The organism is Anaerococcus sp. Marseille-P3915 (genome assembly GCF_900258475.1).
GTDB lineage: Bacteria > Bacillota > Clostridia > Tissierellales > Peptoniphilaceae > Anaerococcus > Anaerococcus kampingae.
The window spans coordinates 656,781-683,780 of sequence record NZ_LT984887.1; the positions used below are offsets into that span (position 1 = coordinate 656,781).

Genomic DNA, 27,000 nt, shown 5'->3' on the forward strand with positions numbered 1-27,000 from the left:
TCTATTTTCATATCTTATTCTAATTAAATTTCTGGCTTTGGCCAGATTTTTTGTTTTTAATCATCAAGATTTCAGCCATTATGGATATAGCTATCTCTTCTACTGATCCATTGTCTATATCAAGGCCTATTGGGGTGTAGATCTTATTTAACTTATCCCTATCATAGCCCTCTTCTTCTAGGTCTTTGAAGACAGATATTACCTTAGCTTTTGATCCTATCATTCCTAGATATTTGTATTCCTTATCTAGGATATTTCTTAAAACTTCAGCATCCTGGCTGTGGCCCCTGGTGCAGAGGACTATATAAGTTTTTTCTTTATCGAAGTCTATTTTCTCTATAGCTTCATCAATTGACTCTGCCAAATATTCCTTTATGCCTGCAAAGTCAGGAGAATCTTTGAATTCTTCCCTATCATCTATTACTGTTACTTCAAAATTAGTCCTAGTAGCAATCCTTGCTAGCTTTTGTGATACATGGCCTGCACCAAAGATTATAAGGCGACTTGATGCCTTAAAATATTTGACAAAGCCACGAGAATTGCCCCCACAAGACATCTTAAGCTCTCCATCTTTTGAAAGATTATAGTCAAATTCAAAAGATTCGCCATCTTTAAAGCCTTCGATAGTCCTTCTAATCACATCTGCTTCGATTTTGCCTCCACCTATTGTCCCAAAAGATCTTCCATCAGATAAAACAGCCATGAGAGAATTATCCTCACCTGGGGTTGACCCCTTATTTTCAATAAGAAAAACAAGGCTAGCGTCTTTGCCTTTTTTATTTTCCTCATAGATTATCTCTAAAATTTCAGCTTTCATAGGCCCTTCCTTCTTTTTAATATCAAAAGTCCTTCCAACGCTCCACCACCGATTAGCCTTGCCTTATCTGATATGGTTTTGGCATTTTTAGGTATCACTCTTGGGTCTACATCACCGATTTTCATTCCTTGATAAACTTCTAATCCTTCATTTATCATGCCACGAACCATCCCATCAAGGCCAGCTAGGACATCTTTGCCGGAAACTTCTGCTACGACATCACCCTTTTTTACAACAGAACCCAAATCTTTTATTATGTGGACCTTGCCAGAAGCAGGGGATCTTAGTATTCTTTCTGTGGTAAAGCCATTGATACTACCAGGATTACCTGTATTTGCAGCTGCAGGACCCTCAAAAATTAGCCTACCTAGGTCATGGCCACGATTAGTTTCTATTACTAAATCTACATCACGCCCTGCCTCAAAGCCTGGACCCAGACCTATGGTAATGGGTGCCATATCCTTATTTGTGCCTAGATTTTTCTTAGCAAGGATACCATCAATTACACATATAGGCCTTAGTTCTTTTATATATTTTCCTTCAGGGTCTACTGCGACAGCTATAAGATTATCTTTAAAGGCCCTCTGGATTTCTTCTATATTTTCACATCTTACAGCCCTTATATCCTCTATTTGGATCTCTCCTTTAAAAATTGCCTGGGCTACCGCCACATTTCTTCTTATACAGGTTGGTCTTTCTATCTCAAGAACCAAAACATCAAAGCCTACCCTATTTAATTTCTGGATAGTCCCTGTGGCGACATCTCCGCCGCCCCTTACTATTACGAGATTTTTATTCATGGTCACGCCTTAATTTCTCGTAGGCTTCGAGAGTATCTATGTCTATAAGCTCATCTTCTGAACCTATCTCGACCTTATTGGTTGGATTGTCTTTGGCAAAAACCATACCACCTTGGTCTTCTTTTAGGCTTAAGAGTTTATCCCTAAAGCTTGGTGGGAAAATAACAGGTGCTCCTCTTCTAAGACCGACAACTGGATAAGTCATTTGTGGATTTTCCTTAAAGCTTGCTATTAATTTCTCACAAGTTTCCTTGCTTAGGAGTGGTTGGTCTGCTACAAAAAACATCATCGCAGCATCTTCTTCACACGCATTTACCCCTAATTTAATTGATGAAGACTTGCCAATAGCATTATTATCATTTTCTAGACTAACAAAGCCCCTATTTTTAGCATCTGCTAGGATTTCTTCATAGGATGATGCAACTATGACCTTGTCAAAGTCTAGAGATTCCAAGAGGTCTAGGGTGTGCTCATAAATCTTTTTACCCTTAAAATCTAACATTAGTTTATTTTTGCCCATTCTTTCTGAAAGACCAGATGCCATTAGTATTGCGTTAATTTTCATAAAATTTTCCCTCCTTTAGTGATCCATATCTTAGTTTAATATCAGCAAAGTCAAATTCTTTCTTAAATTTTTCTATATTATAATAATCTTCCTTGCTTTCTACTTGATTAAAGAAAAAATATTTCTCCTTTTCAAATACCTTATAAAAGCCCTTGTCATAGGCTATTAATTTATTAATCATCTTAGAATCTATAATACCAGTACCTATATTTTTTGAAAAGCCCTGGAAATTATAAATAAAATCACTACTTGCCAGCTTACCCATAATTTTAATTGGTAGGATACCTATAACTTTTGTTGTTAGATCATAGATTACAGGTTCATGTGGATACCAAAATTTAAGAGGCAAGTTTCTACAACCATCTGCTTCTATCAAAACATAATCAAAATCACCTACGATTTTCGAAAGATTTTCATAGCCAATACTTGCTAGCTTATCCTTATCAGGGACTTTTTCTCCTAGGCAGATTATTTTTGCTTTCTTGTCATCAAAATAATCATCAAAGCTCGTAAAAATCCTATCAAAACCTTTTTTAGGCAGGGCGATTTTGGTCGAAGTTGTGACTAGGACCCTCCCCTTTTTTGACAAGCTAAGGGCAAGACTTGCCATAAGACTAGTCTTGCCCCCTGCTCCTGTTATAGAAATTATATCATGCTTTTTTATATCAAATATTTCATTTATTTTATTCATTAAAGTTCTTCTTTGGCTTGCTGTAGGCGGTTTCTACCATTGGAAAATCCCTACGGAGAATGCCATCTAGCTTATAATAGGCTCCTTGAACAGCTGGAGCTATCGGAATTGTCGCAATTTCCCCTACACCCTTAGCACCAAATGCCCTATCTAGGAGCTCATCATCTGGCTTAGCCACAAAGGTCGTTTCTATTTCAGGTATCATAGGTGCTCTCCATAGGCCAAGATTACCGTATTTGGCCTTAACCTTGGACTTATCTAGTTTGAAATCTTCTGTAAGAGCATAGCCTAGTCCCATGACTATACCACCTTCAAGTTGGCCTTCGATGGCCTTTGGATTGATAACCTTGCCTGCATCTGTCGCAGCCACTACCTTTCTTATTGTTCCATCATCATTTAATATTACCACATTTGTAGAAAAACCGTAGGCTATGTGGCTAACTGGATTTTCTTTGTCAGAATTTAATGGGTCTGTTGGGTCAAAATATTCGTGGAAGTATTCTTTTCCCTCTAGCTTACTTATATCATCAACCTTATCCAAATCTATTTTTAATTTTTCTGTAACTTTCTTGATTGCTTCACCAGAAATCAAAGTTTGACGAGATCCTGATGATGTACCAGAATCTGGTGAATTTCCTGAATTTGGATGAATTATATTTACCTGATCAAAGCTTAAACCTAGGACATCTAGGGCCATTTGCTTAAATACTGTTTGAGCTCCTTGGCCAAGGTCACTTGCAGCACAATAAATATTTACCTTGCCATCTTCTATTCTTATCTTTGCCCTACCCTTATCAGGAAGACCTACACCTACACCGGCGTTTTTCATAGCGCAGGCAATACCAGCCCTGTCAATATTTTCTTCATAGACATCCTTAACAGCCTCTAGAGTTTCTACAAGGGCTGTAGATGAATCTGCGATTTGGCCATTAGGGAGGACTTCTCCAGGTCTTATAGCATTTTTGTAGCGGATTTCCCATGGAGAAATGCCTACTTTTTCTGCTAAGAGATTTATATTACTTTCAAAGGCAAAGTTTGATTGGCAAACTCCAAAGCCCCTGAAGGCACCTGCTGGTGGGTTGTTTGTGTAATAACCATAGCCATCTATCTGAGTATTTTCATAATGGTATGGGCCAACTGAGTGGGTACAAGCACGCTCTAAAACAGGTCCACAAAGAGAAGCGTAGGCTCCTGTGTCCATTTTTATTGTTGCCTGCATGGCTAGGAAGTTGCCTTCTTCATCGCAACCAAGTTTGAATGTTCCAATCATTGGGTGTCTTTTTGGATGGAATTTTAGTGATTCGTCACGGCTAAATTTAATTTTTACCCTAATTTGGAATTTATAGGCAGCAAGGGCTGCAAGGTGTTGGCAGGAAACGTCTTCCTTACCACCAAAAGCACCACCTATAAGTTTATTTTCAACTACCACACGTTCTGGTTGATCTTCCCAACCAAACATGATTAGGGTTTCCTTTCTAGTATCATATACAGATTGGTCTGTAGTATAAATCTTGACCCCATCCCCAATTGGCTCAGCTATTGCACATTCTGGCTCAAGGAAAGCATGTTCTGTAAAAGGAGTGGTGTAAGTCTCTTCAACTATATATTTACATTTCTTAAAGGCTTCTTCGACATTGCCACGGCTTACGTGACGCTCTTGGCAAAGATTGCCTGTAGGATGGATGAAAGGAGAATTTGGATTTTCTGCTTCTGCAATAGATGAAACTGGAGTTAGCTCTTCATATTCAATCTCAACAAGCTTTTTAGCTTCCTCTAGAATCTTATCATTTTCGGCAACCACTAGACAAATAGCATCTCCCTGACTTCTCGTAACATCTCCCTCAGCTATAAATACATCCCAATCTTGGAAGATATGGCCAACCTTATTATTTGGTACATCTGCAGCTGTGAGGACTCCATAGACACCTTCTAAAGCTTCCGCCTTACTTTTATCGATCTTTAAGATTCTTGCTCTTGGGTACTTACTCCTGATTGCAGAAGCAACCTTCATATCATCAAAAATCATGTCATCGACATATTCGCCGATTCCTAAGACCTTGTCGTGGGCATCAATTCTAATAAATTCATCCCCAACCTTTACTCTGTCATGCTCATCTGTAGTCATTTCAATAGAGCCATTTATAATCTCAGAGGCAAGCTTGATGCCCTCGACAATTTTTACATAGCCTGTACACCTACAAATATTTTGCTTGATGCCTTCTTTTATTTCATCTTTTGTAGGATTAGGATTTTTTCTTATAATAGCTGCCCCACTCATTACCATACCTGGTATACAAAAACCGCATTGGACAGCTCCTGCCTTTGAAAAGGCATGGACAAAGGCCTTTTTTTCAAGTTCTGTTAGGCCTTCTATGGTAAGGATTTCCTGGTCTTTGAGTTTAGATAATCTTTGAGTACAGGCAAGTTTTTTGGCATCGCCAACTATGACTGAACAAGTCCCACAAGCACCTTGGGAACAACCATCTTTTACAGATGTTATATGTAAATCGTCTCTTAAAAACCTTAAAAGGCTCTTATCTTCATAAGTTTCATAAGTATTTCCATTTATTTTCACAAGGAAAGGCTCCACATTCGGGAGTCTTTCGCCAATTAATATATTTGTCATCTAAAATTTCCTCTTTATAAATTTTCCTCTGCCCTTTTCGGCTTTATATTCACTATTTTCTAAGATGACTTCTCCCCTAGAAAGGACCATCTTTACTTTAAAATCACTTTCAAAGCCCTCATAGGTCGTGTAATCACAGTTGGAGTGGCGATTTGTCTGACTTATAGTGTATTTTTCCTGGTCAAAAACAACTATATCTGCATCTTTTCCAACTTCTAGACTTCCTTTTTTGTAGCCTAGGCCAAAGATTTTTGCAGGATTAGTACATAGTAAATCTCTTAGCCTTTGTGGAGAAACGCCTCTTTTTAAACCTTCTGTAAGTACTACTTCCATCCTCTCCTCAATTCCAGGAATCCCACCTGGGGCATTTAGGAAATCATCCTTGTAAGGAAGCTTCTCACTTTCATAGAAGAATGGACAATGGTCAGTAGCAATTACATCAACTGTCCCATCTATAATTCCCTCCCAAAGGGCATCTACATCGGATTTTTTCCTAAGTGGTGGAGCGCATATATACTTAACACCCTGGCTTTCCCCGCCTTCTAGATATTTTTCATCGGTTAGGGTCAGATATTGGGTGCAGGTCTCACAGTATAGGTTTTTGACACCTCTTGCCCTTGCCTTCCTGATTTCTCTAAGACCTAGGGCTGATGAAGTATGAACTATATAAAGTTTTGGAAAACCAGCCACTTCGCTTAGATAAATAAGCCTATTAATAGCTTCTGCCTCAGCCTCAGCTGGTCTAGTCTTGGCATGGTAGATTGGAGCAAGATTGCCTTTATTTTTCGCTTCTTCTCTAAGATCTGCAATCATCCCGTCATTTTCACAGTGGACACAAACAACAGTTCCAGTTTCCTTTGCTTTTTGAAGGACCCTTAACATATGCTTATCATCTAGCATGCCACCGTAGGTTGTATAAATCTTTGTAGAAACGATTCCTTCGTCAAAAAGTTTTTCTATTTCATCTAAAATATCATCAGTTACTTCTTGGATAGCTCCATGGAAGGAATAATCAATTACAGCATTACCCTCAGCCATCTTGTGATATTTTTTAATCTCATCAGAAACAAGGCTTCCCCTAGGACCAAAGGCTATATGGTCAACAATAGAAGTAGTTCCACCAAAGCTTGCTGCCCTTGTGCCTGTATAAAAATCATCAATTGAAATAAACTTGCCAAGATCAAGTGATAAATGTGTATGAACATCCACCCCACCAGGCATAGTTAGCCTTTCCTTGCAATCGATAGTACTGTCGGCATATCTTTCAATATTTTCAGATATCTCTGAAATCTTTTCATCTTCTATATAAATATCACGGATAAGAAAATCGTCTTCTCCAATAATTTTCGCATTTTTAAGTAAAATACTCATTAAAACTCCTTACAAATGATATGTAACATATCACCCTTAAAAATAAACTTAGCAAATAACGTTTGCACTCATATATATTTTATCATAAATAGTCGATTTTGATAAGGGCTTTTTGAAAAATTTTTGTTTTTTATTTTTCCATAGTTTTAATTTATAAAATATTCAAATCCACTAATACTTGACATATAATTTCATATTATCTTTATCAAGATAACGAGATTTAAAATATAGATATTTTATTGATTTTTATACAATTGCTAATATAATGAAAGAAAGAAAATGTTTTAAGGAGAAAATCATGAAAAATAACAAACTACTCATCCCTGCCCTAGCAGTCCTCTTGCTAAGTCCTACAGTATTTACCCTGCCAAAATCTTATGCAAGTGTAGCTCCAGGAGCAGATAAAAGTGAAGATTCTATTAAAAAAGAAATCGCTTCCAAGAAAAGCGAATTATCCAATCTTAATGAAGAAAAAACACAAACTGAAAATGAACTAAATAAAGTAAATGAAGACCTTGATAAGTTAAACAAAGAAAAAACCGAAACTAAGAATGCTTTAAATGATAAAAATATTAAGATCAAGTCAAATGAAACCCTCATTGATGAAAAAGCGAGCAAAGAAAAGCTTGATAAGGAAATATCTGATTTAGAAGGAAAAATCTCTGAAAAGGATAAATCTTTAGAAACTGCCAAAAAAGAAGGCGAGGAAATCCAAAAACAAATTGATGATATTGAAGCTAAAGATAAAAAGGAAGAAAATCCTAAGCAAAATGAAATAGATGCAGAGGCTGAAAAGAAAAAAGCTGAAGAACTAGAAAAGCAAAGAAAAGAAGAAATAGATAAAGCTTGGAAACTCAACAGGATTTATAATGATGCTAGACAAAATTTGATAGAAGTAAAGGTTGAACACGGTATTTTAGAATACAAGTATAAAGTTAAAAACGAATTCCTAGGTAAAGTTTTAACCAATTCTAGTGATTACAAGACAGAAGATGTTGAAAACTACCAAAAAGAAGTAGAAGAATTGAAAAAAGAATTTGAGGCTTCAAAAGTAAAAGTTAAAAACACTGAAGAAGCTGTAAAAGTTGCTAAAGACAATCAAATTGCCTTCAGGGGATTTACCTACGAAGATCATACTTCTGAATCAATAGATATAGGCAAGGAGGAAACAAAGCATAAATCTAGAGGCGATTTTAAGAATAACACTCTTAGCCAAAAAGAAGTAGAGGACAAAATTAAAGAATTAAATAAAGAACATCAATCTGCACTTGATTCATATTTTAAAATAACAAAAAATCACACATCAATTACTGATGCATTAAACGAAAAATATGCCATAAGAGAGAAAATTGAACTTGAAAATGAAATAAGTAATGGTAAAAGAAGATGGCTTTTTAGTATACAATCCAAAAGTAAAAACGACTTCTATTATCTAAATAATGTTGAAAAAGTAAATAAAGACTCCGAAGAAGATTATAAAGAATACAAACAAAAAGAGAAAACTTATAATGAAATAAAGGAAGAAATAAATAAACTAACTTCTGAGAGAAAATCGATAGAAAGAGAAGCAACCCCTTATGAGGAAAAACGAATCAAACTCGAAAATCAACTAGTCTATTACAAAGAACTCCTTGATCTTATCAAAAATGGTGGACCAAAGGAAGAAGAATCTAAAGAAGATCCAAAATTAAAAGAATTAAGAGAAAAACTTCTAGCAAATAAGACAAATGTTTCTAATTTAGAAAATATTATCAAAAATCTCCAGAAAGAACTTGACCAAGTAAAGAGCGATAAGGAAAAAATCGACTCACTTACAGACGAAGATAGATCAAAACTTAAGAGTGAACTTGATACTCTTAAGGGAGAAAGGGAAGAAATTCAAGCTAGACTTAATGAAATCAATGCAAATATCACAAGTAAAAATCAAGAAAAAGAAAGACTTGAAAAATTACTAGCTGAACTTAATGATAAGATATCTAAGCTAGGCAAGGACATAGATGACTTAAACCTATACCTTTATAATCAAAATATTATCTATGACTACCCAAGCTTGATAAATGAAAAATCATCCGAAGAAAAGGTAAATGAAATCCGCCAAAGATCTATCAACAAATTAAAAATTGCTTATAGAAATAGCGTTAAAGTTGTAGAGAATGCAGAATATTATCTAAAGACTGCTAAAATGTCAGATGGTAAACGTGACTTATTAAAATATTTAATTAACAAGCAAAAAGAACTTCACAAAAAAGTTGAAAAAATCATAAATAAATTTGAATTAGAAATTTAATAAAATACTAAATCCCAGGAAGACTATATTTCCTGGGATTTTGCTTTATTGAGACTGTGTAAAATTTTGTGTATAGAAACTTCCTGATTAGGTAAAGTAAGTATATTTACCCTCTAGCTTCTATCTCGATTTCTATAGCCTCTTCAACAGCTCTTAGGATATTTTCATAACCAGTGCACCTACACATATTGCCTGCTAAAAGCTTTCTAAGCTCACTTCTATCATACCTTTGCCCCCTAGCTACTATCTCTGTGGCTGTTATTATAAAACCTGGTGTACAAAAACCGCATTGGACTGCAGCTTGGTCGATAAAAGCTTGTTGTATAATTGATATTGAACCATCGCTTGCTACTAGACCTTCTGTAGTCCAGATATCTTTTCCTTCTGCCCAAATTGCTAAATATAGGCATGAATCGACGCTTTTTCCATCGATTAGGACAGAACAGGCTCCACACTCGCCTACCTCACAACCTTTCTTAACTGATGTAAGACCAAAGTCATTTCTTAGAAAATCTGTAAGACTAGCTCTAGTATCGACCATCTTATCAACTGGAATGCCATTTAGGGTACACCTTACTCTTTTATAAGAAGGATCTATATCAGATAGTTCATCTATTCTCGGAGCAAAGGGACCATATTCCCTGCTATGTTTAATTTTCATCATTTTCTCCTTTGTAAATACTTAGGATAGCTTCTAGGTTTCTTATGCAAATTTCATATAGGATTTGAGTACGAAGAGCCTTGCTTGCTCTCCAAGAATCTCTTGGCGATAGCTCTTCAAGGGCAAGTTTAGCAAAGGCTTTGATATTTTCTTCTGTTAAGACTTTGCCAACAAACTCTTCTTCTGCCTTATAGGCCCTAACAGGAATTACTGATGCAACTCCGTAGCAAGCCCTGATTTTTTCTATCTTTAAATCACTATCGAGTTTAACTAGTGTAGCGCAAGAGCTTGTCGCTATATCCATGGCATTTCTCATGGCGTATTTAAAATATTTTCCTATACAATTTTCATAATTTTCTTTTGTAAGTGTGAAACTTTTTACAAATTCCTTATCCTTTAAATCAACCTTTCCAAGGCCTAGGTAAAACTCTGTAATTGGGACGCACCTATTTTCATCAGCACTTACAATATTTACAAGGGATTCTAGGCAGAATAACATCGGAGCAGAATCTGCAGAGGGAGCTGCGTTACAAACATTACCCCCAATTGTGGCTGCATTTCTAAGCTGTGGACCACCTGCAGTAAGGACTGCTTCGGCTAGCTCTGGAAGGTTTTCTTTAATTATAGGATTTTCTGCTATTTCTGTAAAAGTAGCTAGGGCACCTATTTCTATATCTCCCTCATCATCAATGGTTATTTTCTTTAGGTCATCTATCAAATGAATTGATAGAAGCTTAGGGCTTTCGATTGACCCTTCCCTAAGTTTAACTAGTAGGTCTGTACCACCTGCTATGACTTTAAGGCCTGGATCTTCTGCTAGTAATTTGCAAGCCTCATCTATAGAGTAGGCTTCTTTTATTTCTCTTATATCGTACATCTAATCCTCCTTATAAGTCATTATCTATTAGTCCATTTTCCTTAAAGAGTGGGAAGAGGACATGTGGGGTCATTGGTATCTTATTTACAGAAATACCAGTCGCATTTAAGACTGCATTTCTTATTGCAGGGGCTGGAGAACATGTTGGAGGTTCTCCTAAGGACTTGGTATTAAATGGTGAAGTTGGCTCTGGATTTTCTACAAAGTAGACTTCAAATTCTGGTGTATCTGCAATCGTACCTAACTTATAGTCAAGGAGGTTGTCATTTAAAATCCTACCCTTGTCATTGTATTTCATCTCTTCAGTTAGGGCATAACCTACTGCCATACTCATGCCTCCGTGGGCTTGAGCCTCTGCTAGCTGTGGATTTATAATCTTACCAGCATCATGAATATTTATAAGCTTAAGAACTTCAACTTTGGCAAGGTTTATATCAACCTTGACTTCAGCAAAACTTGCCCCAAAGGAATAAGCGTTAGTCCTTACTGTGTGGGTTGTTTCTGCTGTTATGTGTTGGTTTTCAGTCTTTAGGGTGTAAAGGGCTTCTGTAGCAAGTTCTTCCATTGTCAGAAGAATCCTACCATCTTCTTTTCTAACTATATTTGAATTTACGATATCTAGGTTATTTGGGGTTATCCTTGTCTGTAGATAAGCCTGGTCTAAGATTTTTGCCTTAAGCTCTTTGGCAGTTTTTGTTATGGAAAAACTTGCCATATAGGTTTGACGAGATGCGTAGGCACCTAAACCAAATGGGGATATATCTGTATCTTGGGTTGAGATTATATGAATATCTTCTATTTTCATTCCAAGACAGTCAGCTGCCATCTGAGTGAAGGTTGTATCAGCACCTTGGCCAATTTCTGTTTCAGGCAATTGCATCTGAACAGACCCATCTTCATTTACAATCATCCTACAAGAAGAAGATTCTAGTGATATTGGGAAAACACCTGTATTGTACCAATAAACAGCACATCCTACCCCATACCTGATATTGCCGGTTTGGTTTTTGTATTTTTCCTTCTTGCCATAATAATCCATAGCTTCAGCACCTTTATTTAGACAATCTCTGAAGGAATCATAATAATTTTCATTGTGTGAAAATGGATCGACATAGCCCTTTGGCATTACATTTCTAAGTCTTAATTCAAGCGGATCCATGCCAAGAGCCTTGGCTATATCGTCTTGATGGGATTCATAGGCAAACATAGCCTGAGGAATGCCGTAGCCTCTCATAGCACCACCTGTTGGTAGATTTGTATAAACCGAGTAAGCATCGCCCTTGATATTTTCACAAGGATATAGCTGATGGAAACAGTTAAGCCCCTTGGCTGCTATGGAATGGCCGTGGGAAGCATAGCCTCCACCATTAGAGTAGGTTTCAACTCGTCTTGCAACATAATCACCATTTTTTCTAACATAAGATTCGAGGTGGATTTTCATGGCATGCCTTGTCCTAGTTGAAACGAATGTTTCTTCTCTAGTTGGAAGAAGCTTTACAGGATGACCGCCTACTTGGGTTGTTAGGAAGGCACAAAGTGGCTCATAAAGCGCATCTTGTTTATTTCCAAAGCCTCCCCCTATGTATGGTTTTATAACCCTGACCTTGCCCCAGCCTATGCCTAAAGCTTGGCCTATTACTCTTCTAATTATGTGTGGGATTTGAGTGGAAGCTACAACTACAATTTTGCCTGCCTCTTCGTAGGCATAAACATCTGGGTTTTCCAAATGTGAATGGGAAATTATTGGAGTTTCATAGTCCCCTACTATCTTAATTAGTCCTTCTTCCCTTATTGCTTCTTCGAAATTACCTCTGTTATTTGTGGTATGCTTTAGGATATTGTTAGGACATTCGTCATGAATTGGGACTTTGACATCTTTTATAGATTCTTTTGGGTCAAAATTCGCAGGATATTCTTCATACTCAACCTTAATCTTTTTTAAGGCTCTTTTACAGGCTATCTCATCACGACCAATAACTACAGCTATGTCATCTCCGTAAAATCTTACATGTTCATTTAAGAGATGTCTATCTGCCACATCTTGACGTTCCATTTCTGTAGACCAAGGGTGGCCTGCTGTTGGAAACTGGATTTTTGGCACATCAAAGCAAGTTACAATCTTTACAACTCCTGCGACCTTCATAGCCTCGCTAGTATCAATATTTAAAACTCTACCATGGGCAATATTTGAATGGAGGATTTTGGCGGTGTATGCATCTTTTGGGATAAGATCTTCTGTAAATTTGGCTCTACCTGTGACCTTATCAAAAGCATCTACCCTTTTGATTTTTTTACCTACGTACATTATGTTTCCTTTCTTTAATTAAATGGCTCTTATTAGTATAAATATATCACATTTTCATAAAAAATTATAGTATTTTTTAATTTTCCAAAAGAATAACCCTCCAATTCTAAAACTGAAGGGTTAAACAATTTATTCTTTATCCATCATTTCTCTTTCACGAGCTTCTTCTGCTATTGTCTTCTTTGGTAAGATTATATTTAAGAAGAAGACTATTAGAGTTGACATTACTACTGGTGAAGATATAAATATCATCCTGAACCATTGTGGGAATTGCTCTAGGGCTACTGGGTTAACTTGGGTGATACCCATACCAAGAGCTATGGCAAGACCTGTTATGGTCACATTTCTAACACTCATTTCATCAGATGTGATTAACTTCATACCACTCATTGTGATTTGAGCAAATACTGTTACTGTAGCACCACCTATTACCGCTTGTGGAACAGAAAGCATTAGGGCACCAAATTTAGGAATAAATCCTGCTATAAGGATCATGATAGCTGTAAGTCTAAGAACTGCTCTTGATACTACCTTTGTAAGTGATACTATACCTACGTTTTGTGAATAAGAAGCTGTAGGAAGACCACCGAAGAAGGCAGATACCATATTTGTAAGACCGTAGGCCTTGATTCCTCCTTCAAGCTCTTTTTCTGTTGGTTGTCTATCAAGTCCACCTGTTGTTGTAGATGAGAAGTCTCCTACCGCTTGGATAGAGTTTACAACAAACATTACACCCATAGTTATGCAAGCATCTAGGTGGAAGTCTAGGCTAAAAGGCATCACTTTTGGAACTGTAAACCAAGCTGCATCTGCAAGCTTAGAAAAGTCAACTATGTTGAAAAATAGAGATGCAATATAGCCTGCAACAATACCAATAAGGATAGCTGATAATTTTACAAGACCCTTACCAAACATATTACAAATTAGAACAACAGCAAGGGTTATAAGGGCTACAATCCAATAAACCATAGCACCTTGGTTAGGGTTTCCATTTCCTCCTGCCATATAGTTAAGGGCTACTGAGTAAAGGGAAAGACCTATAGTAAGAACTACAGTACCTGAGACCATTGGTGGGAAGTATTTGTAAAGTCTTTTGATATTCATTCCCACAAGGAAGGCTATAACGCCACCTACAATTTGTGAGGCAAAGACTGCTCCAATTCCATACTTGACAGCAACAGAGTTAATTACTGGGATATAAGCAAAAGATACACCCATTATCATTGGAAGTCTAGATCCAAGACCTAGTTTTATAATTGGATATAGCTGAAGGAAGGTGGCAAGGGCTGCTACAAACATTCCTGCTTGGATTAGATAAATTGACTGAGCCGCAGTAAGGGCGTGGTCAGTATTAGCCAAAGTATTTGTTAAAACGATTGCTGGAAGTGTATTACCCACAATCATCGCTAGCAAATGCTGAAGGGCTATAGGAAAAGATTTCTTTAAATCAGGCTTACCATCTATATCAAATAAAGATTTTGATACGGGGCCAGTTGTATTTTTTCGCATAATTTCTCCTTGTTTATTTTTGCCTAGAGCTTAGGCCATATTTCTTTTGCTCTTTGTCTTGATTTTTCGTGTATTTCTTTTTGATCGATAGTTTTTATTTCCCTATCTTTCATTACGATTTGTCCATTTATGATTGAATCTGTTACTAGTCCACCATTTAAGCCAAATATGGCGTGACCCATCCAATTGTTTTCATTTAGAGGAGTCATTGGGTCATAATCTAAGGCTATTATATCAGCGTATGCTCCTTCTTTTATCCTTCCTACAGGATTTTTTAAGAACCTATCCATTATTTTTGGATTGTTCTCAAATTGTAATTTGATTGCTTCTCCAAAGCCCTTGGTTGGGTCATGACTTTCATGAGTTAGCAAGACTTTTGCAACCCTCATTGATTCAAACATGTCATTGGTGTAGGCGTCTGTTCCTAGGCCTAAGAGGATATTTTTCTCTAACATCCTTAGGACTGGAGGAGCACCTACCGCATTATTCATATTGCTTTGTGGGTTAAAGACTGCCATGGCATCTCTTGCCTTTAGGATATCCATCTCTCTTTCATTTATATGGACATTGTGAATGGATAGGGTATTTGGCCTAAATATTTCATAAGCATCTAGCCTATCTACCACTCTTTTGCCAGACATCTTAAAAGTTTCCCACTCATCTTCGATTCCTTCTGCTATATGGACATGGTAACCATTGTCAAAGCCTTCCATAGCTTTCTGGCATTTAGCTAAAGAGTCATCAGAGAGGGTAAATGATGCATGTAGGCCAAATAAGGCATTTAGCATATCATCGTGTTTTTCTGCTTCCTTTATCCAATTTATATTTTCAGCTATTCCCAAATCTCTCTTATCTAGACCATCCCTATCTGATACCTCATAGCAAAGGCTCGCTCTTATTCCAAGCTCTTTAGCAGCATCTGCCATGGTAAAGAGGGAGCCTTCTATTGAGTTAGGTCCTGAGTGGTGATCTATTATTGTAGTTACCCCATTATGGATTGATTCCATAAAGGTTGTAAGAGCATTTAGCCTAACATCTTCTAGGGTAAGTTTCTTATCTAGAGCCCACCATAGATTTTCTAAGACGTGGAAGAAATTATCTGTTGGGTTTGAAACGCTCATTCCCCTAGCATAGGCTGAATAGCAATGAGAATGGGCACAAATAAGCCCTGGCATTACAAGCTTATCTGAAAAATCTACTATCTCTTGATTAGAATTTTCTTTTTTTATTTTTTCAAAATCACCAATTTCTTTTATGATTTTTCCTTCAATGAGGATTGCTGAATCTTCATAGAAATTATTTGCCTCATCGTTGGTGATTATTGTCTTTGCCTTTATTATCATTGTTTCTCCTTATAGGTAGTAAGAATACCTAGCCTCTAGGGCTTTTATTATTTTGACAAAAGTCTCATCGATTCTTGGATCATCGATTTTTGCTTCTATTACATTTTTATTTGCAAGCCTTATCAAATACTTATCGTCAGAGATTTTAAGGATTCCTATTTGTTCTGACATATCAAAATCCATTTTTTCTTTAAAGACTGTGAACTTATCCTTGTAAGGGGCTCCCTTGTGTGGGCAGAAGCTTTCGCAGTTGCCGCACTCATTGCAAAGACCATCTAAGTGAATTGTTTGTCTTTTATTTTTAAAGCCGTCTACAAAGATTGCAACATTTGCCCTATTTGGACAAACTTCTGTACATATTTCACAAATATTATCGCATGATAGGCATCTAGCTGCATCTTTTTCTTTTGGAAGCTCTAAATAGCCACGCCTTTTTATTATTTGATCAAGTGGTTTTTCATAAGAAACTTCTATAAAATCATTTTCAAGATTTTCTTTTTTGAGTATATCCTTGGCAATTATTTTGGCGTCTGCTATTGCATTTACAATTGATTTTCTTCCCTTGGTTATGTCTCCTGCAAAGTAGACATTTTCTATATTTGATTCTTTAGTATCGAGTAGATTTATTTTCTTATCAATGCTTACGCCTTGATCTTTGAGATTATCAATATTAGACTTTGAACCTGTTGCTATTATTAGATACTTATATTCTTCTTTTAATTTGCTAATATCTATTGCTTGGTCGTTATTTAATTCGTAAGCTACTCCGACTTTTTCAAGAAGTCTTATATCTTTTTCTATGACTTCTTCACTTACTAGTTCATTGGCATAGCCATAAAGCTTGTCTGATTTTTCTAAGACCTTAGCTTCAAGGCCATTTCTTCTAAGAAAGATTCCTACTGCTAGGCCTGCAGGACCTCCACCTATTATAATTGCCTTATTTTCAGTCTTTATAGGGCTTGATGTAAGATTATCTATATATGTGTCATAGTAAGCATCTACGACTTCTTTTTTGACTTCTCTTATATTTATTCCTGCCTCGTAGTCAACCCTAGTGCAGGCTTTCTTACAAAATTCATAGCAAGTTGTTGCTAGTATAGAAGGAGCTGTATTATCAATTGCAATTGTCTCCATTGCTTTTTTATAATCTCCAAGCTCTGCATATTGAAGGTAGGCTGAAACTTGTTGACCTAAAGGACAACCATCTTCCTTACAAGGTGCTAAGTAACAATCAACTAAAGGAAGATCACTTTGCCAATTTCTTGCTCTTAGTCTTTGCTTTGGATTTTTCTTATAAAGGTCGATTGAATCAAGCTTATCAACTAAGCCTTTTAGCTTCTTATTATCTATTCCTTGGTAGTCCCTACCCAAAAGCTCTTCAGTTTCCTCAGCTAATTCTTTTAGTCTATAATAACCACCTGGTTTTAGAAGTGTAGTTGATACTGTGATAGGTTGGTTAAAAATTTCAAATATTTCTTTTATATTAAGTCCATCGGCACCACCACAATAGCTCATTGGAAGCTTACCATCAAAGGCCTTTGATAATTTATAGGCTGCTGAAATTGTTAGAGGAAGTAGGGCCCTACCAGACATGTACATATCATCACTTGGTAGTTCTCCTCTTTTTTGGATAACTGGGAAAGTATTTGATAATTTGCAACCAAAGACTAAATTATTATCTTTGCCTAATTCTAATAATCTTGTAAATATCTCTATAGATTCATCAAAGCCTAGGTCATGATCAAACTGGGCCTTATCAAAGTCTATGTATTTATATCCTAGTTTATTTAAAATTTCTCTTGCATAGTCGTATCCAACAAGGGTTGGATTGCACTTAACAAAGGTATTTAGGCCCTTATCCTTTATCAAATAGGCAGCTATTTCTTCTATCTCACCTGCTGGTGTACCATGCATGGTTGATAAAGTCATAGAATTACAAACCTTACCATCTATTGCTTCTATATCTTCTAGATTAACGTTTTCAAATTTATCGATATTTTCCTTCAAATATGCAATAGAATCCTTAAAAACTCCAGTTTCACTTGCATCCATCAAGGAATTTATAAAATTATCTACCTTAGGAGATTTAATTCCCTCAAGGTTGTAGCCAACAGACATGTTTAGAACAAAATCTTTTTTATCTGCTATGCCAAATTCTTTGGCAAGGACTCTTATGGCAATTTCTGCCTTTATGTATTCAGCTGCTGCATCTTCTATCTTAAGCTCTGTAGACCATTCGCAGTTGTAGGCCTCATCTTCTGAATTTATACATGGCTTTGGAATGGCTGCCATGAGCTCTTCCCCATCCATTATCTGACAAGTCTTAAGCTCCATATACCTACCACCTGCAAGATATGATGCTATCAAGTTTTGGGCAAGCTGAGTGTGAGGACCTGCTGCAGGACCAACAGCCGAACCAAGTTCATCACCAAAAACAGTTTTTAGGCTTTTTCCGCTTGTATTTTTATAAAATTTTTCTTTAGATATAGAAAATACGCTTTCCTCATTTATATATTCTTCCAAGGCCCATTCTATAAGCTTGGGAAATTCTATCAATCTCATGTATTCACTCATACTTACTTCCTTCCTAAAGAAATAACCCCATACAATTGTTTGAAATTATATGGGGTTTTCTCCTTAACCTATCCAAGTACCTGTCTTGCCGCTTAGGGCTTCTTTGGCATTTTCTAAGCTTGTTATCACTGCTTTCCTACCATCTTTGCTTGTTACAAATTCTAATGCTGCTTCAATTTTTGGTAGCATTGAACCTTTTGCAAATTGGTCTTCTCCTATATATTTTTGCGCCTCTTCTACACTAAGTTTATCAAGGTCTTCTTGATTTTCCTTACCGAAGTTAATGGCAACCTTTTCAACAGCTGTTAAAATTACAAGCACATCACTATCTACTAGCTCTGCAAGTTTTGCTGATGAAAAGTCCTTATCAATTACTGCATCAACTCCAACATATTCATCATTTTCCATGATTACAGGAATTCCGCCACCGCCTGCTGCTACAACTACACAACCACTATTGTATAAGGTTGTTATAGCTCTTTTTTCTACTATATCAACAGGTTTTGGACTTGCAATTACCCTTCTATAACCACGACCAGCATCTTCCTTCATAACAAAGCCATGTTCTTCTTCTAATTTTTTAGCTTCTTCCTCGCTATAAAAATCTCCTATTGGCTTAGTTGGATTAGAAAAAGCTGGATCTTCAGCATCTACCATTACCTGGCTTACAAGGCTAACCACTGGATTTTCGATTTTCTCTTTTATAAACTCATTTTCAAGTGCATTTTGTAAATGGTAGCCAATGTAGCCCTGGCTCATAGCCCCACATTCTGCAAATGGCATATAAGGAACCTTGTCATTTATACTTCTTCCAGCACTCATGGCAAGTTTTATCATGCCTACTTGTGGTCCATTGCCGTGGCATACTATTATCTTATAACCATCTTTAACTAGATCTGCTATTGCAGATGCTGTTATCTTTACCGCTTCTTTTTGCTCAGTAGGGGTATTACCTAAGGCATTACCCCCAAGAGCTACTAATATTTTTTTATTCATTAAACTTCCTTCTAATAAATTGTCCATAACCTTGTTTACCAAGGTATTCACCATCTTTGAGAATGAAATTACCTCTGCATAAAACTGTATCTACTTCATAATCTGATTTCATTCCTTCGTATGTGGTGTAATCAACAATTGAATGTCTATTTTCTTGTTTTATAATATATTCTTTTTTATCTAATACTATAATATCAGCATCTGCTCCAGGAATTATATTTCCTTTCTTTGGATATAAACCAAAAATTTTAGCAGGATTGATCATTAATACTTCAATAAGTCTTTCTAAACTAATTCCTCTTCTTAAACCTTCACTAATAATTAATTCAACTCTTTCTTCAACACCAGGTATACCACCAGGGCAAGTTAGAAAATTATCTTTGTGAGGTAGTTTTTCTGTTTTGTAGAAGAATGGACAATGATCAGTAGCTACTACGTTTACATGGCCGTTTCTAATTCCTTCCCATAAGAAATCTTGATCTGATTGTTTTCTCAATGGAGGTGCCATGATATATTTAATACCTTCTTCGTTACCGCCTTCAATATACTTATTTTCATTTAGCATTAGATATTGGGTACAGGTTTCGCAGAAGAGATTTTTAACCCCTCTTTTTCTTGCTTTAATTATTTCTCTTAAACCAAGTTCTGTAGATGTGTGAACTATATATAATTTTGGAAAGCCAGATATTTCAGATAAATAAATGAGTCTATTAATTGCTTCAGCTTCTGTCTCTGCGGGTCTTGTTTTTGCATGATAGATAGGATCTAACTTGCCTTCTTTTTCTGTTTCAGCTCTTAGTTCTTGAATTGATCCATCATTTTCGCAATGAATACAAACGACTGTTCCCGTCTCTTTAGCTTTTTTCAATACCCTTAATATTTCATCATCATTTATCTTTCCACCATATGTGGTATATATTTTTTCCGAAACAATTCCTTCATTTTTATGGAGTTCTTCAATTTGTCTTAGAGTTTCTTCTCTAGCATCTTGAAGTGCACCATGAAAAGAATAATCAATTATAGCTTTACCATCTGCAAGCTCATGATAATGTTTTATCATTTCGGAAACATAGCTATCTTTTGGTCCGAAAGCAATATGATCAACAATACTAGTTGTTCCACCATGAGCAGCAGCTCTTGTCCCTGTATGAAAATCATCTACAGCTACATATTGTCCTAAATCCAAAGACATATGAGTATGAACATCGACTCCACCTGGTAGTGTAAGTCTATTTTTTGCATCATATATCTCACAATCTTTTTCGTCCAGATTATGTCCTATAGCTTCAATTTTTTCATCATTGATTTTTATATCTGCAATATTTTCACCAAATAAATTTGCGTTTTTTATAATTATAGACATACTTTCTCCAATATTTTACTTTCTTATAAATTTTATATATATATAATATAAGATTCCAGTTGCGATAACACCAAATACATAAGCATTATTAAATATCCAGGACAAACTTTCTACATATTTTCCAATAAATATAAGTATTGTCATAGCTAAAAATAATATAATAACAGGTATATTCCATCCTTTATTATAAAAATATTTTCCGCCATCAATTCTGTAGGTATCTACAATATCAATTTCTGTTTTATAGTCAAATAAATATGCAACAAGATATATTCCTGAAATCGGACCAATTAATGCTCCTAATAATTGTGTAACATTAAATATTAAATTATAAGCACTTGAAAGTGAATCCCATGGGCGTGCTAATAAAGCTAATAGTGCTACTCCTATAGTTACAGTCTTATAATTAAATTTATTCTTAGTCAATGTTGCCGCAATGTTAACTGGCGGTATTAGGTTTCCAGCTACATTTGTTGTTAATACAGCCATAATAATGAAAATAGAAAAAACTATCCTTATTGCTACACTTGGAAAATGACCAACCAAAACAGCTGGTTCCCAAATTTCATCACCAAAAGCTAGTAGCCCACCTGCTGTACCACACATTCCAACAAATGATATATAAAATGTCATTAAAGGAGCACTTATTATTTGACCAACACTTTGAGATTTTTGGTCTACACAATGTCTTGTAAAGTCAGGCATTGATAATGCAATACCTCCATCAAACGCAATCATCGCAGAAAGTGCTGGCCAAAATAGCTTCCAAAAATCAACATTAGGATCCGCTTTTAAAATTTCTACATTTAATAAAGCGTTTAAACTCCAGTCGGCTGTTGAAAGCCCCCAAATTATTACAATTAAGCTTAAAACTATAAGAATAGGAGCTGAAACCCCTTCTAGTAGTTTTACAGCTTTACTTCCTGAAGCTGCAATATAGACATTCATTATCCAAAATATTATGAATGAAATGAATTGCGATGTAAATCCCATGTTTAACCAGTTTGGATATATTGCGCCAATAATAGTATAGACCGCTTGCCCACCTATCCAAGCTTGAACTCCAAACCAAAAAACACCTAGAACCGCTCTAATTATCGAAGGGAATATAGTACCCTTATTACCGAAAACGATTTTACTAAGCGTAGGATATGTCATTCCATACTTCGTTCCAAAATGTCCTAAAGCTATAGCTACACCCATAACTATAGTATGTCCTAATACAACGGTAAATAATGCTTGCCCCCAGCTCATTCCAGAAACAAGCAAACCACTTGCTACTTGATAAACTGCGATAGATACTATCATACCAATCCAGAGATTGGCGATGTCTTTAGTTCGCCAATCTCTTTTATTTGATGGTATAGGAGCACTCATATCGTTATAGTCGTTATTGTACTTTTTGATTTCTTCTAATCCAGCGTTTGTTAAATCTACAATATCGCCTTTTTGTACTTGAGTGTTTTTTACATCCATTGTAAACTCCTATTTGATTTCAAATATTATTTATTTTCTTGTGTGTATACTAGTGGAAGAGCTGCGTATACTGCTGCACATGTTACTAGGTCTTGTTTGAATGTTACTTCGTTTGGTGCGTGAGCTTGGTCTTCTGCTCCTGGTCCAAATCCTATTGTTGGGATGTTGTGACGACCCATTATTGCAACACCATTTGTTGAGAATGTCCATTTATCTGTTAATGGACGAGCTGCTCTTTTTTCTTCTTCTTTTGCTATTGGAGGAGCTATTCTCTTATCACCGTATAGGTTTTTATAAGCATCTTCTAGAGCTTTTGTTACTTTATGATCTTCTGGAATTACCCATGTTGGGAAGTAAGCTTCTTGTTCATATTCAAGGCCTGTCCAGCTAGCTCTCTTATAGTCATACATTGATACTTTTGCACCATGTTTTTTAACTGATGGTAGATCTTCGATTTCTTTTATACAAGACTGCCATGTTTCACCAGCTGTCATTCTTCTATCTAGTGAGATTGAGCATGAGTCTGCTACTGCACATCTAGATGGTGATGTGTAGAAGATTTGGCTTGTTGTTACTGTACCACGTCCTAGGAAGTTTGCTTCTTTATATTCTGGGTTATATTTTTCATCTAACATTTTTACTAGACCCTTGATTTCTACTGAATCATCTGCTGGGTTTTCGTTTAATGCTTCGATTTCTTTAAGGATGTCAGCCATCTTGTAGATTGCGTTGTCTCCTCTTTCTGGAGCTGATCCGTGGCAAGATATACCTTGTACATCCACTCTCATTTCCATTCTTCCTCTTTGACCTCTGTAGATTCCGCCGTCTGTTGGTTCTGTTGATACTACAAATTCTGGTCTGATTCCTTCTTGTTCTATCATATATAGCCAGCAGTTACCATCACAGTCTTCTTCTTGAACTGTTCCTGTTACTAGTACTCTATAGTCATCGTTTAGGTAGCCTAGATCTTTAAGGATTTTTGCTCCATATACTGATGCTACAGGTCCACCTAGTTGGTCAGAGCCACCACGTCCGCCTATAAGATTTTCATCTTCAAATCCATCATATGGGTCAAATTCCCAGTTGTCTATATTTCCTATACCTACTGTATCTATATGGCCATCAAAGGCAATTTGTGTTTTTCCTTCGCCCATTTCACCAAGTACGTTTCCTTGGCCATCGATCCAAGCTTTGTTAAAGCCTACTTTTTCCATTTCTTCTTTTATTCTTTTTGCCTTGTCGCCTTCTTCACAAGATTCACCTTTTAATTTGATTAAATCTCTTAGGAAAGCTACCATATCTTCTTTGTATTCGCCTGCTTTTGCCTTTATAGCTTCAAAATCAATGTTTTTAAATTCTGTCATTGTATTCTCCTCTTATTTGTCTAATCTCTTGTTTGCTTTGTCTACTAATTCTCTTAGTTTTTCTTCTGGATTTTCTATCTTTTGTAGAAGTATCATTGCTGCTATGATGTATGGTTTGAAGCTTGCTTCTTTATATAGAGGAACTCTATATCTATCAAATACTGATTCAGCTACTTCACCATGTTCTGCAGATACACCTGTAATGTCTGCTGGTAGGCAGTGCATGTATAAAGCTTTGCCATCTTTTGTTAGCTTCATCATTTCTTCTGTACATTCCCAATCCATGTGGTCTTTGTTTTGTTCTAGAAGTCTTTGTTCTAGTTCATCTATTCCCTTTTGGTCGCCTTCGCCATATAGTTTTGTTCTTTCTTCCATAGCTGCAAATGGTGCCCAAGATTTAGGATATACTATGTCAGCATCTTTGAATGCTTCTTCCATTGAGTTTGTTACTGTGAAGCTTCCGCCGTATTCTTCAGCGTTCTTTCTAGCTATCTCTTCTACTTCTGGCATGATTTCGTATCCTTCTGGGTGAGCTAATACTACATCCATACCAAGTCTTGTAAATAAGCCTGATATACCTTGTGGAACTGATAATGGTTTACCATATGATGGTGAGTATGCCCATGTCATCGCTACTTTTTTGCCCTTTAGGTTGTCTATTCCACCAAATTCGTGAATTACGTGGTTAAGGTCTGCCATTGATTGGGTTGGGTGGTCGATGTCACATTGTAGGTTTACTAAGGTTGGTCTTTGTTCTAGAACTCCGTCATCATATCCTTCTTGAACATATTCTGAAAAGTCTTTCATGTATTTATAGCCTTTACCTATATACATGTCATCTCTTATACCTACTACATCTGCCATGAATGAGATCATGTTTGCTGTTTCTTTAACTGTTTCACCGTGAGCTATTTGGCTTTTGCCTTCGTCAAGGTCTTGAACTTCTAGACCAAGTAGGTTACAAGCTGAAGCAAATGAGAATCTTGTTCTTGTTGAGTTATCTCTAAATAATGAGATTCCAAGTCCTGAATCAAATATTTTTGGAGAGATATTTTCTTCCCTCATTGCTCTTAGGATGTCAGCAGTTTTCCAGATAGCTTTTAGTTCGTCTTGTGATTTATCCCATGTATGGAAGAAGTCATCACCAAATAGGTTCTTGTGGTCTAGTTCTTGTAGTTCGTCGATTAATTTTTTGATGTCTTGTGTCATTTTTCTCTCCTTATATTTATTATTTTTATTATCTTTGAATTGTGTATTTGTATTCTGCTTCGTTTGGATATATACCATCCCAAACTACTCTTAGGTAGTGTTCGTAATCTGTATCTCCTTCAGTAGAGATTAAAAGAATTACTGAATTTTCGTCTAGTTTTAAATCTTTTTTGATTTCTTCTAAGTCTTTTCTTTGTAGAATTTCTGAAAGAGGGCCCATTGTTGCAGCTCCACTTTCACCAGAGATTATTTTCTTATCATCTTTTAGAGGATTGCCTAAAATTCTCATTCCTCTTGCTGCTGAATTATCAGGTACTGATAAAAATGCGTCTGCATAAGAATGTAGGACTGGCCAGCCAACTGTTACTGGTTCACCACAAGCAAGACCTGCCATTATTGTATCCATCTTGCCAGTTACATTGTGAATCTTGCCATCATCTGCCTTGGCTGTGATAAAGTTACAGTTTGCTTTTTCTGGTTCTACTACACTTATAAATGGCTTTTCTTCTCCCTTATAAACTGATGAGAAGTAACCGGTTACCCCAGTTGCAAATGAACCTACACCTGCTTGAGCAAATACGTGACTTGGTTTAAGTCCAAGTTCTTTTAATTGATCATTAGCTTCTTTTGCTAAGGTTGCATAACCTTGTATTATCCATGTTGGAATTTTTTCATAACCTTCCCAAGCTGTATCTTGAACCATGACCCAGCCTTTTTCATCAGCATTTTTGCTTGCTAGACGTACGCAGGCATCGTAGTTTAGTCCTTCCATTATTTCACATTCAGCGCCTAGGGCTCTTATGTTATCACGTCTTTCAAGTGCTGATCCATCTGGCATGAGTACAACGCATTTTTGTTTTAATTGGTGAGCAGTCCATGCTACTCCTCTTCCATGGTTACCATCTGTAGCTGTTACGAAAGTTATTTCTCCAAGTTTTTCCCTAACTTCGTCTGAAATCATTTTCTCAAATGGTAAGTCTTCGATATCTACTCCCAACTTATCAGCTATGTACTTGCCTATAGCAAATGATCCACCCAAAACCTTGAAGGCATTAAGACCGAACCTATAAGATTCATCCTTTACAAATATGTCTTTTACGCCAAATTGCTTAGCAAGGTTTTTTAGTCTTACAAGTGGAGTTGGCTCATAATCAGGGAAACTCTCATGAAATTTTTGTGCTGTATTTACAACTTCCTCATTTATAAAATCTAGGGAAGCCTTTTCTCTTTTACTAATATCATTTAGTACTATGTTATATCTCTCTTCCAAAATTACATCCTTTCGATTATTTATCGATACATCCTTCACTTAGCCCTTAAGTCGGGATTTGCAAATTCCATATCTTAAGCCATAATAAATATAAGTGGTATGTGATATATCACTTATATTATAAAACCTATTTTACATATTGTCAAATAATTTATTAACGTTTTCATATTTATGGTAAAATTAATTAGGAGAGGGATTAAAATGACTAATAATAAAAATAATAAAATCAAAAGAACTTTTGTAAAAGATCAAGCCTATAATATACTCCATGAACAAATTATTAATGGAAATCTTAAACCATATACCCAGCTTAAAATAGCAGATTTATCTGAAGAATTAGGTATTTCTAGGACTCCAATTAGGGAAGCAATCCTAAAACTTGAAAATGAAGACCTAGTTATAAGCAAGGCCAACCAATGGACCATGGTAGCCCCTATAAAGGTAGAAAGGCTAAAGGATATCTACCACCTAGTTTATGAATTGGAAAGCTTTGCCCTTAGGGAAAATTTTTCTAAAATAGATGATAAATTTATTGATAAGCTAGGGGCTATTAATGAAGAAATAAAGATTCAACACATGAAGGAAAATATAATGGCAGTAATAGAGTTAGATGATGATTTTCACGATTTAATCATTTCTTTATCTTCAAATAAAGAAATAAAACCTATTATTGATAGGCTTAAAAAGCGTATTAAAAGATTTGAGATTGCTTTTTATAGGGTAAAAGATTTTCAGAAACCACCTTCAACTTATGATGAACACCTTTTACTAATTGATTGTTTAAGAAAAAGGGATTTAGAAAAATCACTAGCAGCCCTTAAGGAAAATTGGACTACAACCATTTCTGATAAGTCTATAGAAAAAATTAGTAAGTTGTTAAATGTCGAGAATTAACA

At 36.0% G+C, this 27,000-nt stretch carries 20 protein-coding genes; 2 read left to right on the forward strand and 18 right to left on the reverse strand.

Annotated features, from left to right (window positions below; translation table 11 throughout):
- Positions 1–19 precede the first annotated feature (19 nt).
- Genes C8269_RS03270 through hydA (C8269_RS03295) form a run of 6 tightly spaced genes read right to left on the reverse strand, consistent with a single transcriptional unit; the run spans position 20 to position 6,870 of the window.
- Positions 20–817, reverse strand: coding sequence for an XdhC family protein (locus C8269_RS03270; protein WP_106460421.1), 798 nt, complete (start codon positions 815–817; stop codon positions 20–22).
- Entirely contained in the window at positions 814–1,617 is an 804-nt protein-coding gene (gene yqeB / locus C8269_RS03275) for a selenium-dependent molybdenum cofactor biosynthesis protein YqeB (RefSeq protein ID WP_199792151.1), read from the reverse strand. Before yqeB ends, C8269_RS03270 begins: the two co-directional genes overlap by 4 nt.
- Positions 1,610–2,182 carry a nucleotidyltransferase family protein gene (locus C8269_RS03280; RefSeq protein WP_106460423.1) on the reverse strand — a complete coding sequence of 191 codons (573 nt, stop codon included), beginning with the start codon at positions 2,180–2,182 and terminating at the stop codon, positions 1,610–1,612. Before C8269_RS03280 ends, yqeB begins: the two co-directional genes overlap by 8 nt.
- Positions 2,172–2,873, reverse strand: a complete 702-nt coding sequence (yqeC, locus tag C8269_RS03285) for a selenium cofactor biosynthesis protein YqeC (RefSeq protein WP_106460424.1) — start codon at positions 2,871–2,873, stop codon at positions 2,172–2,174. Before yqeC ends, C8269_RS03280 begins: the two co-directional genes overlap by 11 nt.
- Positions 2,866–5,499, reverse strand: coding sequence for a selenium-dependent xanthine dehydrogenase (gene xdh / locus C8269_RS03290; protein ID WP_106460425.1), 2,634 nt, complete (start codon positions 5,497–5,499; stop codon positions 2,866–2,868). Before xdh ends, yqeC begins: the two co-directional genes overlap by 8 nt.
- Positions 5,500–6,870, reverse strand: a complete 1,371-nt coding sequence (gene hydA / locus C8269_RS03295; protein ID WP_106460426.1) for a dihydropyrimidinase — start codon at positions 6,868–6,870, stop codon at positions 5,500–5,502.
- 298 nt (positions 6,871–7,168) lie between these two features.
- Here hydA (C8269_RS03295) and C8269_RS03300 point away from each other — a divergent pair, with 298 nt between their 5' ends.
- Complete coding sequence (locus C8269_RS03300) at positions 7,169–9,157, forward strand: hypothetical protein (protein WP_106460427.1); 1,989 nt, start codon at positions 7,169–7,171, stop codon at positions 9,155–9,157.
- A gap of 106 nt (positions 9,158–9,263) precedes the next feature.
- On the opposite strand, the gene xdhC is transcribed toward C8269_RS03300, so the two are convergent.
- From xdhC to dpaL, 12 genes are all read right to left on the reverse strand, one after another.
- Entirely contained in the window at positions 9,264–9,818 is a 555-nt protein-coding gene (gene xdhC / locus C8269_RS03305) for a xanthine dehydrogenase subunit XdhC (RefSeq protein ID WP_106460428.1), read from the reverse strand.
- Positions 9,808–10,695 (reverse strand): xanthine dehydrogenase subunit XdhB, encoded by an 888-nt coding sequence (xdhB, locus tag C8269_RS03310; protein ID WP_106460429.1) that lies wholly within the window; start codon positions 10,693–10,695, stop codon positions 9,808–9,810. Before xdhB ends, xdhC begins: the two co-directional genes overlap by 11 nt.
- Positions 10,696–10,705: 10 nt before the next feature.
- Positions 10,706–13,000, reverse strand: coding sequence for a xanthine dehydrogenase subunit XdhA (xdhA, locus tag C8269_RS03315; protein WP_106460430.1), 2,295 nt, complete (start codon positions 12,998–13,000; stop codon positions 10,706–10,708).
- A 129-nt stretch (positions 13,001–13,129) separates the two neighbouring features.
- A complete protein-coding gene (locus C8269_RS03320) occupies positions 13,130–14,509 on the reverse strand; it encodes a uracil-xanthine permease family protein (protein ID WP_106460431.1) in 1,380 nt (459 codons plus the stop codon).
- 23 nt (positions 14,510–14,532) lie between these two features.
- Positions 14,533–15,852: a putative aminohydrolase SsnA gene (gene ssnA, locus C8269_RS03325; RefSeq protein ID WP_106460432.1), complete on the reverse strand. Its 1,320-nt coding sequence runs from the start codon at positions 15,850–15,852 to the stop codon at positions 14,533–14,535.
- Positions 15,853–15,861: 9 nt separating this feature from the next.
- Complete coding sequence (locus C8269_RS03330) at positions 15,862–18,426, reverse strand: FAD-dependent oxidoreductase (RefSeq protein WP_106460433.1); 2,565 nt, start codon at positions 18,424–18,426, stop codon at positions 15,862–15,864.
- A 63-nt stretch (positions 18,427–18,489) separates the two neighbouring features.
- Positions 18,490–19,422 (reverse strand): carbamate kinase, encoded by a 933-nt coding sequence (gene arcC, locus C8269_RS03335; RefSeq protein ID WP_106460434.1) that lies wholly within the window; start codon positions 19,420–19,422, stop codon positions 18,490–18,492.
- The gene (gene hydA, locus C8269_RS03340; protein WP_106460435.1) at positions 19,415–20,785 is read right to left on the reverse strand and encodes a dihydropyrimidinase; all 1,371 of its coding nucleotides are present in this window, start codon (positions 20,783–20,785) and stop codon (positions 19,415–19,417) included. The genes arcC and hydA (C8269_RS03340) overlap by 8 nt, the downstream gene beginning before the upstream one ends.
- Positions 20,786–20,800: 15 nt before the next feature.
- Complete coding sequence (locus C8269_RS03345) at positions 20,801–22,261, reverse strand: NCS1 family nucleobase:cation symporter-1 (RefSeq protein ID WP_106460436.1); 1,461 nt, start codon at positions 22,259–22,261, stop codon at positions 20,801–20,803.
- Between the two features lie 26 nt (positions 22,262–22,287).
- A complete protein-coding gene (locus C8269_RS03350; RefSeq protein ID WP_106460437.1) occupies positions 22,288–23,625 on the reverse strand; it encodes a YgeY family selenium metabolism-linked hydrolase in 1,338 nt (445 codons plus the stop codon).
- 12 nt (positions 23,626–23,637) lie between these two features.
- The gene (gene ygeW / locus C8269_RS03355; RefSeq protein ID WP_106460438.1) at positions 23,638–24,834 is read right to left on the reverse strand and encodes a knotted carbamoyltransferase YgeW; all 1,197 of its coding nucleotides are present in this window, start codon (positions 24,832–24,834) and stop codon (positions 23,638–23,640) included.
- A gap of 28 nt (positions 24,835–24,862) precedes the next feature.
- Positions 24,863–26,104, reverse strand: coding sequence for a diaminopropionate ammonia-lyase (dpaL, locus tag C8269_RS03360; RefSeq protein WP_106460439.1), 1,242 nt, complete (start codon positions 26,102–26,104; stop codon positions 24,863–24,865).
- Positions 26,105–26,305: 201 nt separating this feature from the next.
- Here dpaL and C8269_RS03365 point away from each other — a divergent pair, with 201 nt between their 5' ends.
- Positions 26,306–26,998: a GntR family transcriptional regulator gene (locus C8269_RS03365; protein ID WP_106460440.1), complete on the forward strand. Its 693-nt coding sequence runs from the start codon at positions 26,306–26,308 to the stop codon at positions 26,996–26,998.
- The last annotated feature ends 2 nt before the right edge of the window (positions 26,999–27,000 follow it).